The organism is Corynebacterium kroppenstedtii DSM 44385 (assembly GCF_000023145.1).
Classification (GTDB): Bacteria; Actinomycetota; Actinomycetes; order Mycobacteriales; family Mycobacteriaceae; genus Corynebacterium; species Corynebacterium kroppenstedtii.
In genome coordinates, this window is sequence record NC_012704.1 from 2,429,052 (window position 1) to 2,446,804 (window position 17,753).

17 protein-coding genes are annotated in these 17,753 nt (G+C 57.6%); 6 read left to right on the plus strand and 11 right to left on the minus strand.

Features of this window, described 5'->3' with window-relative positions; genetic code table 11:
- Positions 1-91: 91 nt before the first annotated feature.
- The 6 genes from CKROP_RS10320 to CKROP_RS10345 all read left to right on the plus strand — a co-directional run bounded on the left by CKROP_RS10320 (position 92) and on the right by CKROP_RS10345 (position 8,248).
- The gene (locus CKROP_RS10320) at positions 92-3,700 is read left to right on the plus strand and encodes a murein biosynthesis integral membrane protein MurJ (protein ID WP_193339729.1); all 3,609 of its coding nucleotides are present in this window, start codon (positions 92-94) and stop codon (positions 3,698-3,700) included.
- 154 nt (positions 3,701-3,854) lie between these two features.
- A complete protein-coding gene (locus CKROP_RS10995; RefSeq protein ID WP_012732690.1) occupies positions 3,855-4,604 on the plus strand; it encodes an RNA polymerase sigma factor in 750 nt (249 codons plus the stop codon).
- A 172-nt stretch (positions 4,605-4,776) separates the two neighbouring features.
- Entirely contained in the window at positions 4,777-5,499 is a 723-nt protein-coding gene (locus CKROP_RS10330) for a hypothetical protein (RefSeq protein WP_012732691.1), read from the plus strand.
- Positions 5,500-5,528: 29 nt separating this feature from the next.
- Entirely contained in the window at positions 5,529-6,455 is a 927-nt protein-coding gene (gene trxB, locus CKROP_RS10335; protein WP_041628958.1) for a thioredoxin-disulfide reductase, read from the plus strand.
- 198 nt (positions 6,456-6,653) lie between these two features.
- Positions 6,654-6,977, plus strand: a complete 324-nt coding sequence (trxA, locus tag CKROP_RS10340; protein ID WP_012732693.1) for a thioredoxin — start codon at positions 6,654-6,656, stop codon at positions 6,975-6,977.
- 92 nt (positions 6,978-7,069) lie between these two features.
- The gene (locus CKROP_RS10345) at positions 7,070-8,248 is read left to right on the plus strand and encodes an N-acetylmuramoyl-L-alanine amidase (RefSeq protein WP_012732694.1); all 1,179 of its coding nucleotides are present in this window, start codon (positions 7,070-7,072) and stop codon (positions 8,246-8,248) included.
- On the opposite strand, the gene CKROP_RS10350 is transcribed toward CKROP_RS10345, so the two are convergent.
- The 11 genes from CKROP_RS10350 to rpmH form a co-directional block, all read right to left on the minus strand.
- Complete coding sequence (locus CKROP_RS10350) at positions 8,245-8,493, minus strand: hypothetical protein (protein ID WP_012732695.1); 249 nt, start codon at positions 8,491-8,493, stop codon at positions 8,245-8,247. The genes CKROP_RS10345 and CKROP_RS10350 overlap by 4 nt on opposite strands.
- A 186-nt stretch (positions 8,494-8,679) precedes the next feature.
- Positions 8,680-8,928, minus strand: coding sequence for a ribbon-helix-helix protein, CopG family (locus CKROP_RS10355; protein WP_041628959.1), 249 nt, complete (start codon positions 8,926-8,928; stop codon positions 8,680-8,682).
- Positions 8,929-9,077: 149 nt separating this feature from the next.
- Positions 9,078-9,803, minus strand: coding sequence for a hypothetical protein (locus CKROP_RS10360; RefSeq protein WP_052292433.1), 726 nt, complete (start codon positions 9,801-9,803; stop codon positions 9,078-9,080).
- 4 nt (positions 9,804-9,807) lie between these two features.
- Positions 9,808-11,238 (minus strand): ParB/RepB/Spo0J family partition protein, encoded by a 1,431-nt coding sequence (locus CKROP_RS10365; protein WP_012732697.1) that lies wholly within the window; start codon positions 11,236-11,238, stop codon positions 9,808-9,810.
- A 354-nt stretch (positions 11,239-11,592) separates the two neighbouring features.
- Positions 11,593-12,537 carry a ParA family protein gene (locus CKROP_RS10370; RefSeq protein ID WP_012732698.1) on the minus strand — a complete coding sequence of 315 codons (945 nt, stop codon included), beginning with the start codon at positions 12,535-12,537 and terminating at the stop codon, positions 11,593-11,595.
- A 135-nt stretch (positions 12,538-12,672) separates the two neighbouring features.
- The gene (gene rsmG / locus CKROP_RS10375) at positions 12,673-13,434 is read right to left on the minus strand and encodes a 16S rRNA (guanine(527)-N(7))-methyltransferase RsmG (RefSeq protein WP_012732699.1); all 762 of its coding nucleotides are present in this window, start codon (positions 13,432-13,434) and stop codon (positions 12,673-12,675) included.
- An 82-nt stretch (positions 13,435-13,516) separates the two neighbouring features.
- On the minus strand, positions 13,517-14,014 hold the full coding sequence (locus CKROP_RS10380) for a Jag family protein (protein WP_012732700.1): 498 nt from the start codon (positions 14,012-14,014) through the stop codon (positions 13,517-13,519).
- Positions 14,015-14,290: 276 nt separating this feature from the next.
- On the minus strand, positions 14,291-15,265 hold the full coding sequence (yidC, locus tag CKROP_RS10385) for a membrane protein insertase YidC (protein ID WP_012732701.1): 975 nt from the start codon (positions 15,263-15,265) through the stop codon (positions 14,291-14,293).
- An 88-nt stretch (positions 15,266-15,353) separates the two neighbouring features.
- On the minus strand, positions 15,354-15,707 hold the full coding sequence (gene yidD, locus CKROP_RS11240) for a membrane protein insertion efficiency factor YidD (RefSeq protein ID WP_237698484.1): 354 nt from the start codon (positions 15,705-15,707) through the stop codon (positions 15,354-15,356).
- Positions 15,708-15,977: 270 nt separating this feature from the next.
- On the minus strand, positions 15,978-16,382 hold the full coding sequence (locus CKROP_RS10395; protein WP_052292434.1) for a ribonuclease P protein component: 405 nt from the start codon (positions 16,380-16,382) through the stop codon (positions 15,978-15,980).
- A 250-nt stretch (positions 16,383-16,632) separates the two neighbouring features.
- Positions 16,633-16,776 carry a 50S ribosomal protein L34 gene (gene rpmH / locus CKROP_RS11245; RefSeq protein WP_012732704.1) on the minus strand — a complete coding sequence of 48 codons (144 nt, stop codon included), beginning with the start codon at positions 16,774-16,776 and terminating at the stop codon, positions 16,633-16,635.
- Positions 16,777-17,753 lie beyond the last annotated feature (977 nt).

Sequence of the window (17,753 nt, forward strand, 5' to 3'; positions counted from 1 at the left end):
GTGCCACCCCACCGCCTCAGTATTCCCAATTCACAGCGCTAACGGGCATGTCGATTCCACTTCGTTAAGCAAGTCGGCAACAATGGGCAAGGTGAGTTCAACCGACGAGAACCCAAGCTCCCCAGAGCAGCCCGGGCACCAACCGCGTCATACCGCGGCGTCACCTCGGGCACGTGCTGGACAACGTGGCCGGATCGTCACCCCCAGGCCCCCTGCTCCAGTACCGGAGCCGAGGAAGAAACCGACCCAGCAGTCTGGCCCCGACCTCTCCGCGCTCAGCGAGCGGCCACGCGCCGACAGGTCCGGTGAGCAAGGAGCACGGGGAAGCACAGAAGCATCCGCCGATCGCGCCTCGTCATCGACGGCGACGGCCACCGCGGTGAAGCCTAACCAGGGCCAGGGTGGAAGTGGGGACACATCGTCCCCGGCAGGCACCAGTGATGGTGAAGACAAGCCACCCACGAGTACCGACACCGAGGTTGTCCGGGCCGGCGGGACGATGGCCGTCGCCACGTTGCTGTCCCGCATCACGGGGTTCTTCCGTAACCTCCTCATCGGCTCCACGATGGGTGCTGGGGTCGCGTCGGCCTACACCAGTGCGAACACTCTGCCGAACCTCATTACTGAAATCGTTCTGGGCGCGATTTTGACGTCGCTCGTCATTCCCGTGCTCGTGCGCGCAGAGAAAGAGGACGCGGACCACGGTGCCGCATTCATTCGACGCTTGCTAACGGTCGCGTCGGCACTGTTAGTTGGTGTGACCGTGCTCGCCGTCCTCGGGGCGCCGTGGCTTGTGCAGTTGTCCTTGGACGCGAACGGCAAAGTCAATGTCACAATGGCGACGGTTTTTGCCTATCTCCTGTTGCCGCAAATCCTGTTCTACGGCCTCTTTGCGCTGCTCATGGCGGTGCTGAACACGAAGGGGATTTTCGGTCCCGGCGCGTGGGCTCCGGTGATCAATAACGTTATTGTGCTGATCGTCCTTCTGGCGTACTGGTTCCTTCCGGGGTCATTGGACCCAACCCAGCACGTGGCGATCACCGATCCTCACATCCTTTTGTTGGGCGCGGGCACGACGGTAGGTGTCGTAGTTCAGGCGCTCATGCTGTTCCCGTATCTCCGGATGGCCGGGGTCGATCTTCGCCCGCTGTGGGGCATTGACGATCGAGTCAAGCAGTTCGCCGGCATGGGTTTGGCGATCGTCGTTTATGTCGCCATTTCCCAGGCAGGGTATTTCTTCACCAACCGTATTGCGTCGGCGGCCGATCCGGGTGCGCTGTTCATCTACCAGCAGCATTGGTTGTTGCTGCAGGTGCCTTATGGCGTGATCGGTGTGACGTTGTTGACGGCGATTATGCCGCGTTTGTCACGCAACGCCGCCGATGGGGACAATCAGGGCGTTGTCCGTGATTTAACGATGGCCACGAAGATCACGCTGATGGCGTTGATCCCGGTCATCGTCTATTTCACGGTATTTGGCACGACCATTTCGAGCGCCCTGTTCGCATGGGGTCGTTTCGACGCGACGTCGGCGGAAACGTTGGGGTGGACGCTGAGTTTCGGTGCGTTCACCCTGGTTCCGTACTCGATTGTTCTTCTGCACTTGCGCGTGTTCTATGCCCGCGAGCAGGCGTGGACTCCGACGTTCATCATCATCGCGATCACCCTGACCAAGGTCATTCTGTCCTACTTGGCGCCGTTCCTGGCCACGCGCTCTGATTTCGTCGTCGTGTTGTTGGCGGCTGCCAACGGGTTCGGCTTCATCACGGGTGCGATCGTCGGCGCGGTCTTGCTGCATCGGTCCTTGGGTTCTTTGCGTGGCCGTGAAGTTATGCAGTCGACGACGTGGGTGCTCGCCGCGTCCTTGGCCGGTGCTCTCGCCGGCTGGCTGCTGGATCTGCTGCTGCGCGGCGATTGGCTCATGCAGTTCCCGAAGTTGGCCACCTTGATGCGCACTGGTTTGGACGGCATCGTTTTGGTGGCCGTTGCGGGCTTGATCCTGGCGAAGTCTGGCCTGGAGGAGATCGCGATTTTCGGCCGGGCGTTGGCGCGCATTCCGGGGCTACGTCGGTTCGTATCGGTGCGGCAGTCCGCGCCGGAAGACATGGTCGGTGTTCCCAACGCGGCCGATGCTGCGGATACGTACAACGTGACCGCCTTGTCGACGGCGTCGCCTGGTCTGCCTCCGATGTCGGCGGGGTTTGTGCGCGGGCCTAAGCTCGTGCCGGGCGCGGCCGTCGCGAATGGTCGCTACCGCTTGTTGGCCGACCATGGCGGCACGAATGCCATGCGCTTGTGGCATGCCCGCGAGCAGGCGTCGGGCAGGGAAGTCGCGCTGACGATCATCGATACCATGCGCATTCCGGGTATCGACGATTACCGCACGGCGCGCGATACCACGGACCGTATTATTGACCGCACCTCTGCCCTCTACGAGGCGAAATGTGCTGGTCTGGCGCAGATCCGCCACATTATCCGCGACTCTGCGGGTGCGATTGTGGTGGCGGATTGGACCCCGGGTTCCGCATTGGCGGCTGTTGGTCAAGGGCGTCCGGATCCGTATGCCGCGGCATTTGCGTGTGCCGGTCTGGCTGAGGCGGCGGTGACGGCGCATCGCCTGGACACGGCGTTGGGGATTGACCACCGTGACCGCTTGCGGATTAGTTCGTCGGGTGAGGCCGTACTGGCTTTCCCTGGGGTTATGCCGCATAACTCATACGGCCAGGATGTGCACGGCGTCGGCGTTGCCCTGAGCTTGCTGCTGGAGAATGTAAATCCAGTTCCGACGGAAATCGCGGAGCTCCAGGATGAGGCGTTGCACGCCCGGTCGGCGGATGCGGAGACGCTGGCGGATCGGCTGCGTCGTACCGGTTTGGGCGATGCGGAGCTTCATGCTGCCGACGAGTCCACCCCGAACCCTGAGGCTCGCCCTGGTTTCGGTGAGGCATCGCGCCGGCCCACGGGCATTGCGGGCATCGGCGCGCTGGCCATTGTTGTCGTTTTGGCAGCTGCGTTGATCGCGACGTATGTGGTGGGCAAGATCAACCGCAGCGATAATGGGCCTTTGAACTCGGGTTCGTTGGGGCGCGCTGGTTCGTCGATCACTCAGGGCGATGGTGCGAAAGCGATTACCCCGACAGCGGCCGCGTACTGGGCTCCGGAGAATGGCCGCGGGACTCCTGATAACCCCGACATGGTTCCTTTGGTTATCGACGGAAATGGGACGACGGAGTGGCGTTCGGATGAGTACCAGGCGCAGTTGGGCTCCTCCGCCACGTCGGTGAAGTCCGGCATGGGAATCATGATGACGTTGCCGGAACCCGCGACGGTAACCTCGCTGCGTATCGATGGCGCGAAGAGCGGGACGCACGTGGAAATTCGTGCCGCTGGTTCTGCGACGCCCGCGACCGTGGACGAGACAACGGAACTGGCGTCGGCCGACCTTGAGGATGGTTCCACAACGATTGATATTCCCAAGGCTGCACGGCAATCTGCCGCGCCGGGCGCGGAGGGCTCGGCGTCGACGGTTCCCGCCCACACGCAGTATGTATTGGTCTGGATTACGGCCTTGCCGGTCCCGGATGCTGCGGAGATCTCGGAGATCGGCGTGACTGGCGTGGTGGATAAGCCCCAGTCCAGCACGGTGAAGCCGACGACGGCGCGGTCGATGGCACGGGCGGCGGCCCACGCTGTGGCGTGATCGGTAGCGTGATCTGTTCGCTACCAGGGGTGACGACGTAGGCCTCGGGTGGCTCTGGCGCCCGGAGTCTACATGTTGCGCCTACATGTGGGGTCTGTCGGGCCTCCATACCGCGCCGGGTGGTGACATCGGGCGCCGGATATGAGAATCTAGTGTGGTGCTCATCGGGGGGAGGGCGCGGATTTCGTCGGGGGACGGTCCGCTGCCAGATCAATCTCAGAATACTGTCGCGCTGGGGGATGCTGACGGCTCTCGTAGCGAAGATCGTCCTGTTGTAGATATTCGCCGCACAGCAGATACTCACGCGGCGAACACTCATGCCGATGACGGCCCTGACCGCGGTTATGACTCACGACGCACCCGTCCCCGCGAACTGGAAACGATGAGCGACCGAGAGCTCTTCGCCGCGGTCAGCGCAGGTCAGGCGGATGCGATGGCGGTGCTGGCTCGTCGTCACGAAAAATCGATCCGCTTCGCCATTTCGCGCTGGGTGGATTGCCCGGAGGACGTCGACGATCTGTGGCAGGACACGCTGTTCAAGGCTCAACGCGCGGCCACGATGTTTCGCGGGCGCTGTGCCCCGGGCACGTGGCTCCACCGGATCGCGGTGAATACGGCGAAGGACTATCTCCGTCGACGGGGGAATGCTCGGATGGTCGTTCTTGACGACGCCACACTTCCCGCGGAGTTCTTTCGCGCCAATGAAGGCGGGTTGCGAGCCGCGTTAAAGACCGCGCTGTCCGGCCTGGACGAGCCGTTCCGGACGACGTTTTTGCTTGTTGATCTCTACGGGTTCTCGGTGAAGGAGACGGCGGCGAAGCTGGATATCTCGCCAGGGACCGTGAAGTCGCGGTGCTCACGAGCAAGGCAAGCTCTTCGAAGTGCGTTGAGTGAAGAGTTGTGACTGATCCGGAGCACGATCCGCAACGCCAGGAGCTGTTGTACCCAACGGTTGCCTTATAGCGCTGCCGTACGTCCCAGCCTCCCAAAACCCACGCTGACCTGCGGGGAACCTGCAGCCCGATTGCGCGTCTAATTCACTAACCGCCCACCTGTTGAAACCACTGGAGTGTGTCATGCCTACGTTTTCTCATGAGCCGGACCCTTCGGCTTGGCCACCCCTTCCACCTACCGTCTCTGATCTTTCCGACGATGACCTGGACTTTTTGGTCTCCCATTTATTGTCTTCCGACGACGAGCTGGGCGAGGATTCGCCCGACGTCGCGGCAGTGGCTGACGGATCGGGTGAAGTGATTCCTTTCCCCACTCGATACTCCTGGTGGCGAATGGCTGCAGTAGTGGTGCTGATCGTGGGTGGCGTGGGATCGTCGTTCTTCATTCCAGGCCTGTTCGGAAAAACATCCACGCCTAACTCGAATTCAGCTCACTCGGACGCGAATCGCTCGACCGCGACACACTCAAACACCGCGGTTACTCCACACTCACAACCACCTAGCACCAAGCGGTCCAACGTGGACTTAATTGCTATGACAAGTGAGCAACAAGCAGCGGCGAAGAAAGCTTTCACGGGGTCAACAGACCTCAGCAATCTCGATGTTCCCGTCGCGCAATGCTTGTCCACGATCAACATGGCTCATTCGCCGGTGCTCGGGGCCGCTCCCGTCGAAACTGCCCAGCCAGCTGAAACAACAGCCCATCCGGCATCGCCCCGCACCAAATCTCAGCTGCTCATCCTTGGTGCGCCATTGCGCATTGTCGTCGTAGAGCACACGTGTTCTCAGGGGGAATCGAGCGTCCTCTTCCGCTCGACCCTGAGTCACGGGGAGAGGACAGGTTAGGCTTTGACATGCCATGTAGCATTGCTCGCATGAGTGTTCACGATGTCATCATTGTCGGATCTGGCCCTGCCGGCTACACCGCAGCCATTTATGCTGCTCGGGCAAATCTCAAGCCCCTTGTGTTCGAAGGCATCGAATACGGTGGTCTACTCATGCAGACCACCGAGGTCGAAAATTACCCAGGCTTCCACGATGGAATTATGGGCCCGTCACTCATGGAGGAGATGCGCCAGCAGGCCGAGCGCTTCGGCGCTGAACTCAAACAGGACATGGTCGAGAGCATGGACCTGACCGGCGACATCAAGATCGTCCGGTCCGAGGGGGAGGAATACCAAGCGCGAGCAGTCATTATCGCGACGGGTGCAGCCCCTCGCTACCTTGGCGTCAAGGGTGAACAAGAACACCTGGGTCTCGGCGTCTCCGCCTGCGCCACCTGCGACGGCTTCTTCTTCAAAGACAAACCCATCGTTGTCGTCGGGGGAGGGGACTCCGCCATGGAGGAGGCAGACTTCCTCACCAAGTTTGGTTCCTCGGTCACCATCGTTCACCGACGTGGCGAATTCCGCGCCTCAAACATCATGGTTCAGCGCGCGAAGGACAATCCGAAGATTAATTTCGAGATGAACGCCGTCGTCACCGAAGTGTGCGGCGACGGTCCCGTCGACCACCTCATTCTCGAAGACACTCAGACGGGTGAGCAGCGCACGCTGACTGCGTCGGCACTGTTTGTCGCCATCGGGCATGACCCCCGTTCTGAGATGGTTCGGGATGTCATCGACACGGACGATAAGGGATACATCCTGGTCCAGGAGCCCTCCACGCGGACGTCGATTCCGGGAGTATTCGCCGCCGGCGACGTCGTCGATAGCCACTACCAGCAGGCCATTACTGCTGCTGGATCGGGTTGTCGCGCGGCGCTCGACGTCGAACATTACCTTGTTGACCTGCGCGGATAAGATGACTGCGGACCCTCACCACACCCTTAGGACACCACATATGCGGGATAGTGAATAGAAAACGTGCATCCCGCGTTCTACATACATAGAGCGTTCTACGTAGATAGAGGGTCGCATAAAACCTTCGAACCAACGCTTGTACCTACATCACTAATTCCAGTCGGAATTAACTCCAGCCGGAAAGGATTTCACACCCCCATGACTTCCCCAGTAAACGTCACCACGGACTCGTTCCGTTCCACCGTCGTGGACTCCGACAAGCCTGTTCTCGTCGATTTCTGGGCAACCTGGTGTGGTCCGTGTCGGACAATGAACCCCGTCCTGGAAGAGATCGCCGATGAATACGACGGCAAAGCCGTGATCGCCAAGGTCAACGTTGACGAGAACGCACCCTTGGCCTCCATGTTCCAGGTCATGTCCATCCCGACGATGTTGCTGTTCAAGGACGGCAAGAAAGTTGAAGAAATTCACGGGGCGCACCCCAAATCGCACATCACTACCGCACTTGAGAAACTTCTTTAACTCTATTCACTAACACAACACTGTTCACTGATAGACTGACTCACTGACATTGTTCTAACGGCAGAAATTGGGTTAAAGGGGCTGAGACGATCGTGGAGGAAAACCTGCAAGTGGGGGATAAGAGCCCTCGCGTCGCGGAGGTTCGCACGATCCTCACGAAGGTTGGTCTTCTTAAGCACCCGGTGTCGGAGCACACCAGCACCGACCAGTGGGCTGATGGCGACGATGACTTTGACTATGAACTCCAGTCTGCGCTGCGAGCATTTCAGCAGCAGCGAGGCGTTCTTGCTGACGGGGTTATCAACGACCACACTCTTCGCCTCTTGCGCGAGGCCACCTATTCGCTGGGGGCTCGCGTTCTGCTGTATGACCCGTCATCACCGATGCAGGGTGACGATGTTGCTCAACTGCAGTCTCACCTGCAGGAACTTGGATTCTATTCCTCTCAGATCGATGGGCAGTTTTCCCGTGACACCTATAGTGCGCTGAAAAACTATCAGCGTGATTATGGACTTACCGTCGACGGTGTCTGTGGACCGGATACAATGAAAGCGCTGTCTTATCTGGGGCGGAGCATTACCGGTGGTTCACGCGCGGCTATCCAAGAGCGCGAGACCGTTCGCGCTGCAGGCCCGCAGTTGTCAGGTAAGCGCATTGTCATTGATCCGGGGCTGGGGCTTTCCACGCCTGGTCATGTGGTGCGTGGCCCTTATGGTGAGCTGACCGAAGAAGAGATTTTGTGGGACATCGCGACGCGACTCGAGGGTCGCATGGTCGCAACGGGTATCGAGACGATTATTTCGAGGCCCCGTCAGACTAATTCGACTGATTCGGAGCGGGCCGATATCGCTAATGCTTTCGGTGCGGATTTAGTCATCAGTCTACGGTGTGATTGGTATCACAACGAACGGGCGGAGGGGTGCGCGTCGTTTTATTTCGGCTCCCCGCGTGGCCATTCGTCGATCACCGGTGAATTATTGTCGGGCTATATTCAGCGTGAAATCGTAGCCCGGACTCCGCTGCAGAACTGCCGTAACCATGCGCGTACGTGGGATGTATTGCGCCTCACGTCCATGCCGACGGTTGAGATCGTTTTGGGCTATCTTTCCAATCCGCACGATACTGCGGTGCTGGTGGACCCGAACTACCGTGATGTCATCACGGAGGCCATGTTGATCGCGGTGAAGCGATTGTACCTTGCTGATAATGATGATCAGCCGACGGGGACCTTTACCTTCTCAGAACTGCTCGAACTCGAGTCACAAGGTTAACGACGCAGAGCTAACCGTTTTAGCCACGGTGACGTAAATGGGCGGGGACACCCGTCTGTCATATGCCAGGTAATTTCTAGTTTGTCTTCAGCACCGTCAGGCAGGCCCTCGGCCAGCGCGATAGCCTCACGGACGTAAAAATCGAGTTGCCTGAAATTAGGAGCCCACGTGGAGACCCCATCGAGGTTGGTTACGGTGGCTAGCCAGTTCTTTCCCTCGCGGGTGATATCCGCGGTGTAGGTCATAGTATCCATCCTTTTCCGAGTGCTGGTTACAACTGTTTTCAATACTTCGTAACGTTCCCACGGGTAAGTCGAATCTTTATGACATTGGTGAGTGACTCGTTCCCCGTCATTCGCGACAACCACGACGGTTTCAAGAAAACGGGCGTGCGGATCGAACCCCCTGCTTAGTCGCCGAGAGGATATACCTCATGCCTCGGGTTGTGAATGGGTGATGGCGTAACGAATGGCCGCAGAGCGGTTCATATGAACTCGATCAGCTCGCTGATCGAGTTCAGTTAGCTCCGCAGCTGTCAGATGCACCGTTACGACGTGGGTGGGTCGGATGCCTTGGCCAGGGTAGCCGCAACCACGAGTGATGAGCCTATCGACGTCGTAACCGTCTTCCGCCTCAGCGACGTAAGTGGCTAATTGGTCATCAGTGAGACGGATACGCATACAAATATCATAATGCAAAAGGGGTGTCATTTAGTTTCGGTTTTTAGTACTTGCCTTCAATCGTGGTCCTTATCTTTTGGGTATGGGGAGGTACGTGAAGCCGAAGCCTCAATGGGCGTCCAACTCCATCTACTCAACTCTGTGCCGTACTAGTGAGCTCCCATGCCGACTTTGATCCGGAATCTGATGGTGACAGTCGCTTCCCACAGACTCTCTTCGACGGCTGCGAAAAGGTTTCCCGTGTCAGGGAGCTCCATCCGGTATCGCGGGAAAGCCGGATCGTCGGCGGCGACCTCAAAACCGCGCTCTTCCAGCACATCGGAACACAGGATCGGAGCATGGCGGGGAATAAGCGGACTGGTAGCCTTATCGGCTGGTGACGCGGTAGGGCGAACCGCAAAACACTCCACAGCTCTCACCCCACGACGTGATAGTTCGTCGACGGCCGCGTCGATAAGTCGTTGTTCTAGAAAGAGTCCCTGGTAAGGCGGTGGCACATGGACCGTAGAGATGAGCACTGCATCATCGCTGACTGGCCCTGTTGGGAAAGCTAGGCGTCCGGGAAGGCTGGCGGGTGGTGCAAAGACCACGGTGGCAGCAGGGACGGCTAAGTCCGCGTTTGCTCCAGACGTCACGTACGCGGTGAAGGCGCAGGGCCCCCACGTGGTGAGGGTGTTGTGCATCCACAATTCTTTATCCAGCCGAGGGTTCCCGGAATCCACGCTTCTCGGTTGAGCAGCTGGTCCTGGGGACTGCGACGCGGTGTCATCGTGACTTTGTGTGCCCGGCTGGGTTGTCCAAAAAGTGTTGGTCGCAGCTGTCCCGGCCAGGTCCCCCAGGGTGTCAAGGGTGAGCGGATGTACAACTATTCGCATGGGTCTAGTGGCGTTCTTCCTCCGTACGAGAAGCATCGTGATGTCCACTAGGGGAGTGCGGGGCACTATCTGCGCCGTTCCTGGGTTCCTGGGTCTTTAGCATTGCGATAATGCGGTCGAAGTCCTCCATACCCGCGAACTCGACAACAATCTTGCCTTTCTTCGCGCCCATCTGCACTTTCACGTTGGTATCCAAGTAATCGCCGAACGTGTCTGCCCAGTGAGTCATTTTTTCGGGCTGCGGGCGGGGAGCACGCGGCTCCTTCTTTTTAGGCTCGTTCTCTCCTCGATTGATAAGGGTGACAGCTTCCTCTGTCGCACGCACCGACAGGCCTTCCGCCACAATGCGTTCAGCGAGCTTGATTTGAGCATCAGGACCCTGCGTTACTCCCATGAGAGCGCGAGCATGGCCTGCGGACAACACTCCTGCAGCTACTCGACGTTGCACGGGTAGCGGAAGTTGGAGAAGACGAATGGTGTTTGAAATAACTGGCCGGGAACGACCGAGCCGTGTGGCTAACTGTGCCTGGGTGACGCCAAATTCCTCGAGGAGCTGCTGGTAGGCCGCGCCTTCCTCCAAGGGGTTGAGCTGCACACGGTGGATATTTTCCAACAGCGCATCCCTCAGCATGGTGTCATCGTCGGCTTCGCGAACGATAGAGGGGATAGCTTCTAGATCTGCTAATTGAGCGGCACGCAGGCGGCGTTCGCCCATGATGAGTTCAAATTTCCCGGGTTCCGACGCCTGACGCACGACGATGGGCTGGAGGAGACCGAACTCACGGATCGAATGGGCTAATTCACGCAGTGCTTCTTGGTCGAAGTCCTGGCGCGGATTCTTCTCGTTCCTGATGATCGCGTTGATCGGGAGCTCGCGATATGTTGCGGTCTCGTCGCTGATGAGCGGTTCCTGCGACGTATTTTCGCTCTGCCCTTCAGCTTGGGCGGCTGCTGCGCCTGCTGTTGCTGCAGAATCAGTGACTCCCTGATTCTTTCCCTTTTTCGCGGTCGACGATGCGGTCCGGTTCCTATCGCGTGCGGCCTCTTTTCTCTCCGCGGCAGCGCGTTGTCCTAAGCTTGACCGGTTTTTGGGCAGTCCCGCTTTCGTTCGACCGTGATGAGTATCCGCCGAGGTAGTGCCCTTATTATCGGCACTCTTACCGTTCTTCGCACTACTACCCGTCTGGCCATCTGTATCCTCAGACGACGTGGCATTGTCCGATTTCGTGCCGTCTCCTGAGGGGTTCACGTTCTGACCGCGGCGCGGGCTTTTCGTCAGGGAGTACCAGGACGGTTCCGGAGCGCTGTTACTACCTCGGTTTGCCCCAAAGATGACGTCGGCTGCGTCGTTGCCAATCTGTGGTTTTGCCGGTCCCGTGGGGATCAAGGAGGCGAGTCCTTTACCGAGGCCACTCTTGCGTTTGGCTTCTGCCATGACGTTCATCCTTATCGTTGTGGAGAATCTGCGCCGGAGCCCGGGGGACCACCGAGTGCAGGTTCGTCGATCGATCGTCGATTATGAGGAAATTATTAAATAGTGAGGGTTACAGGCCTCTAGTGGCCCAATTACATTGTGCCCCGTAGCCTAGTCAGTTTTTCATCGTCGTAGGGAAACTAGGCGATTCGTGTACCGCCCGATCCGAGCACGACCCGAATGTTTCACGTGAAACATTGTGGAACCACGCTCATCGATTCTTCCCGACGTGACACCCGCGAACTCCGGGCTCCGAGCTTCAAACTCCGAGTCTCGCGCTCCGCGGTTCCGACGCTGAGTTTCCGGCGCCGAGTGTTACGCGGTGTGGCGGCCACGACGGGGGTCAGCGTTCTGCAATGGCGACTCCGGCTCTCGACGGGCAAGCTCCTCGACAGCGGCCATGTACGCCGCCGACCCTGGGGAGCCCGCATCGTGCTCGATCACGGTCTGCCCGTAGCTCGGCGCTTCAGACACGCGAACATTCCGGGGGATAACGCGATCAAACACCAGCGACCCGAACGACTCGCGGACATCGTTCTCCACATCATGCGAAAGATTCGTGCGACTGTCGTACATCGTCAGCAAAACACCGGTGATATCCAGATTCGGGTTGAGAGCCTCCCGAATCAGGCGCACGTTTTCGGTCAGTTGCGTCACGCCCTCGAGAGCGTAAAACTCGCACTGAATCGGAATGATAATTTCGTTCGCACCGGTCAGCCCGTTAATCGTCAGAAGGCCCAATGACGGGGGACAGTCGATGAAGATGTAATCGAACCCCATATCGTCGATACCTTCATCACCCAGCATTTGCGCTACGCGATACTCACGGTTGTACCCGTTAGCCAGTTCCATTTCCGCACCGGCGAGATCGATGGTGGCCGGGATAGTGAACATATTGGGGTTCGACGGGTGAGCTTGAACGGCATCTTTGGGTTCAATTTCACCGATAATGACTTCATAGGTCGACGGAGTGCCTTCCGCCCGGTGCTCGGCACTGAGAGCAGTGGACGCGTTTCCCTGTGGATCAAGGTCCACCACCAGCACTTTTTGACCCCGCAGCGACAGTGCCCACGCTAAATTAACAGTCGACGTAGTCTTCCCGACCCCACCTTTCTGGTTCGCCAACGCGATTTTCCGCGTATGGCGAGGTCGTGTAAGGGGCTTCATCGTCCCCGATTGAAACCGCGCGGCCCGTCGGGCTTGTTCTTCTATGCTGTTGTCGTCGTCATAGTCATACCCGTCCGACGAAACCCTGCCCATGTTCCCGTCCTTTGTGTCCGTGTTGTACAACTTCCGTGTGGCTGTCCGCCGTTTTCGTAACCTGGCTTATCCTAGCCGGATTCGCGGGAACAAACTAGCGTTCCTGGTCGAGCAATCGGCGGCTCATGCCGAGTCTCAGCGACGTTCGCAACGCACGACGATGGTTGCCTCGGGCAAGACACCTGCCCCTGCCTCATCGACTGAACATTCCCCGCCCCCGGCTGAGCTGATAGCCTTTTGATCGCGCTCGATTTCTTCGTGAGCGCTTGCGCCCTTCATCGCCAAGACCAAGCCATGCTGCCTGGTTAATGGCAGCGACCATCCCATGAGTTTCCCCAGTGGCGCGACTGCTCTGCTTGTCACGTAGTCGGCACCGCGATTCTGTCGCTTAATCGTCTTCTCTTCGGCACGGCCACGAACCACTGACACGTTATCCAATCCAAGCTTGCCGACGATTTCCTCAAGGTAATTCACCCGTCGTAGCTGTGGCTCAATCAGCGTGATGTCTAAGTCTGGCCGCGCGATCGCGAGGGGAATGCCCGGAAGCCCGGCGCCGCTTCCGATGTCGACGACGCGCGAATCGCGGTCCATCAGTTCGCCAATCACAGCGCAGTTGAGAATGTGGCGTTCCCACAGACGTGGTGCTTCGCGAGGCCCGATGAGTCCGCGGACGGTCGCGTCGCTGCGTAACGACTCGTGGTAGGCAACAGCGAGAGGAAGGCGATCACCAAAAACAGTCGCCGCCTCCGGGGGAGTGGCCGGGGCTTCACTGGCGCGGGGATCGTTATCTACTCCCTGAGCGTTATCAGCATTCGGAGCATCGCTCACGCCTGGAGCGCGATCGTCGCCACCGTGCTCGATGGATGTTTCACGTGAAACATTGTCTCGGTCAGTCATTACCTTGTTGTTATTACCTTGCTAGTGGGTGCGTTGCTGTTCAGTACTCTGCTGCTGGATCGGATCTAATCGCTCACCGATGCTAGCGTACAGCGCCCTCAGATGTTTCACGTGAAACCACGACAGAGCGCATCGGCGGTAGCCCGGCGCTCTCGGAGGTAAAGCCTTCCTCTTCCGCCACCCGGCTATGCACAGCAGCGCGCTCAAACGGATTCATCGGCCGGAGGACCACGGGCTCGCCCGTTTCACGCACTCGATCTAACGCTTCTTCTGCCTCGGCGAAAAGACCCTGACGCTGAGCATCGCGATAACCGTCGATATCGAGAACAACCCCCGGAACCTCCTTAAATCCTGCAGCGCGAACTGCCAATCGCGTCAACATCTGCAAAGCATCGATGCCCTCGCCATGCCGGCCGATAAGTTGGGCACAATCGCCACCCGGAAGTTCCACAAACGGTCGACCTTGAGTGACTCCATAGTCAATATCGCCATCGAGATCGGCGGCGTCTAAAAGCTCTTCGATGTAATCAGCAGCTGACTCTGCAGCACGGTCGGTATTGTTCACAGGGCCTTCGTTCATGCCTCAATTATGCGCGCCGAAAGGGGAGTGCGGTAGGGGTAAAGGCGTTTTCAACCCCCATAATCACGCGTGCTTTGTAATCCCGGTTGCACGAGCTCTCCCAAGACCCCGGCGACGGCGTCGGTAATTGAAGCACGCCACTACGTGAACCACGCTGCTACGTGAACGACAATGTTGCATTAAACCCCACAACCACATGAAAAAAGGAGGGCCTGCAAGCCCTCCTTCTCGCCTCACGGCACATAGCGCCCCTGAGCGCGACGCCCGGTGCGGATACTACTTCTTCTTCTTACCGCCCTTTTTCTTATTATTCTTCGGCTTCTGGCCAACCTTCGGTGCAGTGGCCCGCTGAGCTTCAGCCTTTGCCTTCTTTTCCTCTTCTTCTTCACGATCCATCTTGTTGAAAAGAACAATTTGCTGACCCAGTGTCCAAACGTTGTTGGCCAACATGTAGGTCAACAGTCCGATCTGCCAGAACATACCGGTGATCAAAATCATGGCCGGGAACAGCCACAACATCATGTTGTTCATCATGTTGGCTTGCATGGCCATCTGCGGGTTCTGGGCGTTCTTCTTCGGATCGGCCGCCTGGCGTGCCTTATTCCGCCGAACCATATTTCGAGCGTTGAAGTGCGTGGCCAACGCAGAAATAATCATCAGCGGGATGGCCACCGCGAGAATGTTGGTCCGTGTGAAATCAACGCTTCCGCTCGCGGAGAACGCATCGAACGCCTTTTCCGGCATCCGAATGTAGGCCGACAGGGGAGCGCCGAACAGTCGCGCGTCTAGGAAGGACTGTACCTCGGTGGCGCCGAATCCGTAGTTAGGAGTGTTGCGGGTTTGTTCGACGGTCATTCCTAGTTCGCCGTGGCCGGTACCCGTTCGGTTAAAGGACCGGAGCACGTGGTACAGCGAAATAAAGATGGGCATCTGAACCAGAGCCGGCAAGCACGAAGCCAGGGGATTAACGCCCATCTCCTTTTGGAGTTTGCGCATCTCAATGGCTTGGGTCTGCTGGTCGTTCTTATATTTAGCCCGAATTTCCTGCATTTTCGGCTGCAGTTCCTGCATCTTCCGACCGGACCGCATCTGGTTCGCCATTGGCTTGAACAAGAAAATGCGGATGGTGAAGACCAGGAAGATAATGGACAACGCCCATGTCACGCCGGAATCCGGATTAAGGAACAATCCGAAGAATTTGTACCAGGCCAGCATGACCCAGGACACGGGGTAGTAGATGAAGTTAAGCACGGGGGTGCGTCGCTCCTAATCGTTTACGTTTTGGGACTGTGGGGCCGTGACTGTTCCGTGGACGTTGCCATGATTGCGCCATACCGAGTCACTGGCGGTTGTTTCGCCGGCCAGCATTATCGGTTGTGCCCTCACGATGGTCTTTGTCATCGTGTACGTGCGCATCGTGTACACGTTCACGAGGTGTTCGTCGCGGGGGAACAGGATCCCACCCACCTGGATGCCATGGTCCACATTTCGACAATCGAATTGCGGCCATGAGCACACCTCGTACAACACCGTACCTGCGGATGGCGGTCAGAGCGTAATTGCTACACGTGGGCTCAAATCGGCACGAGGGTCCAGGTTTCAGGGGGCTTATTCCATATTGGTAAAAGAGTATCGCTTTTTCAGCCCATGTTTGCCGACGACGACCCTCACGGCTGTCTTCACTCTGGTCTATCTGGTCAACGTCATGCTGGTTTACGGAGTCACCGCTGGTTTCATCACGAAGTGGGGGAGTAGAAGCATGATCGCCGACGGTTGAATCACGACGGTGCGCTGAATTCGTGGAGGCATCACGGACGCCACCACCGTGAGGTAGCAGTTCCGAATGTTTCACGTGAAACATCTGCATCCCGTGCCTGTCTACCGTGTGAGGTTATTAACGTCGGCGGCATTGTTCATGATTGATCATGCTGGTGTGCGCGATCGTTCTCGACTTCCAGCCGACTCAGCTTTCTGACTTCTTATCTTTTGCCTTCTTAGCTTCCCGGCGTCGCGCTTTACCGTAAGCCTTATTCGTACAGTACGTCACTGCTTCGGCTAAAGCAGAGTGCGAAGCGTTTGCAGCGGCCGGACGAGCTCGAATAACTAAATCCACATTCCGCGGAAGATCGTCCACCAGATTTTTAGCGACGTGGCGCAGATGCCGTGCCACTGTGTGCCGAACAACTGAATTCCCCACACTTTTCGAGCACACGACACCAACGCACGGACCATTGATGAGATCAGCCGTGGCTGGATCGGTAGAACGTATGACGACGTGAACCACGACCAGCTTGCTACCCGACGTGGCGCCTCGAATGGCCGCACGGAATTCCGACCTACGACGCAACCGTTGCGATGCCGGGAGCACGTGATTCACATCCTCTACTAGGCCAAGTGGGGATTTGCCCCAAGAGTGGATTCTGCCGCTACGAAATGGATAAGCCCATCCAAACGGATCGCCCTACACAGATGACCTCATACATAGACGTACATAGACATGTATAGACAAAAGTGGAGCTTCCCCAAACGACATTTGCCGAGAACCGAGGAAACTCCACCACGTTCGCAAAACGACACCAGCCTTACAACCAGCTGGGGAAGTGCGTAGCTCTACGCACTTACGCCGTCAGCGACTTACGTCCTTTACGACGACGTGCCGACACAATGGCACGACCGGCCCGCGTGCTCATGCGGCTACGGAAGCCGTGAACACGGGAACGACGGCGGTTGTTCGGCTGAAAAGTCCGCTTGCCTTTGGCCACGGTACTCAACTCCTCAATACACTCGGGCTCGCTACACCCGGCGATGCCGTAGCAGGTTGCACCAACCTTGTACCGACATGCCGAGAGCTTGCCATGTAACAGATTATTTCAACGGCAATACAGAAATCCGCTAGGACATCTCGATTACTACGCGGTACTTCCAGACCCGCTAGTACTTCCCATGCGACGAACACGGGGCGAGCAGCTTTTCGACGGCAACAGCATGGAGCCAAAGCCAGAATCGCTGTGTATTGCCATGCTCGTGAAAGATCGGACGCCACCGAAAAGCGCAGGCATCACGGATCTATTACGAATGACCTTATAAGACTACGGGTTTTACCACACGAGTCACAAATCAGCGATCGGTGTGTTAACTTTACCCCTAAATTGCACGGTTGTAATTCATCTATAAACTCCACAAAACTCCACAGTGGTTAAGGACACATCGATGGGCCTGTGGATAAACCTGCCAGAATAGAAAGTCCAGGTCGCATCGCGTGTCCCTCCACATTCCACAGGGGGTGTGGATAAGTTGTCCACATCTGTGACCTCAACCTTTACTTGAGGTTAATTTCCCCAGGTCACGGCCAAATCTTCCCCAACACGATTAATCCACAGGTTCAAGACACCCTGGGGATAAACTCAAGCCCTGTTTATCCCCAGGGTGTGGATAACATTGTGGAAAACGCTTCTGACGTCTGTATTATGTTATTCACAGCTTATTCACAAGTAAGCGAATCTCTGGGGAGAACGTAAATTACAAATGTGGAATTATGCTCTGCCCGATTTAGTAACAAAATCTGACCATCAACCCACACTAGAGACCGCCACAATGTCATTTTTCATGAGCGGTACCCCGCATTACGGTGTAAAACTCAAACACACATGACCACGAACGCCGGTGTTTTCCACGTTCGCTACGGGTACCCGTGCACAACACAGCAGCAATACGACAACAGCAACACAAAGGATGACCG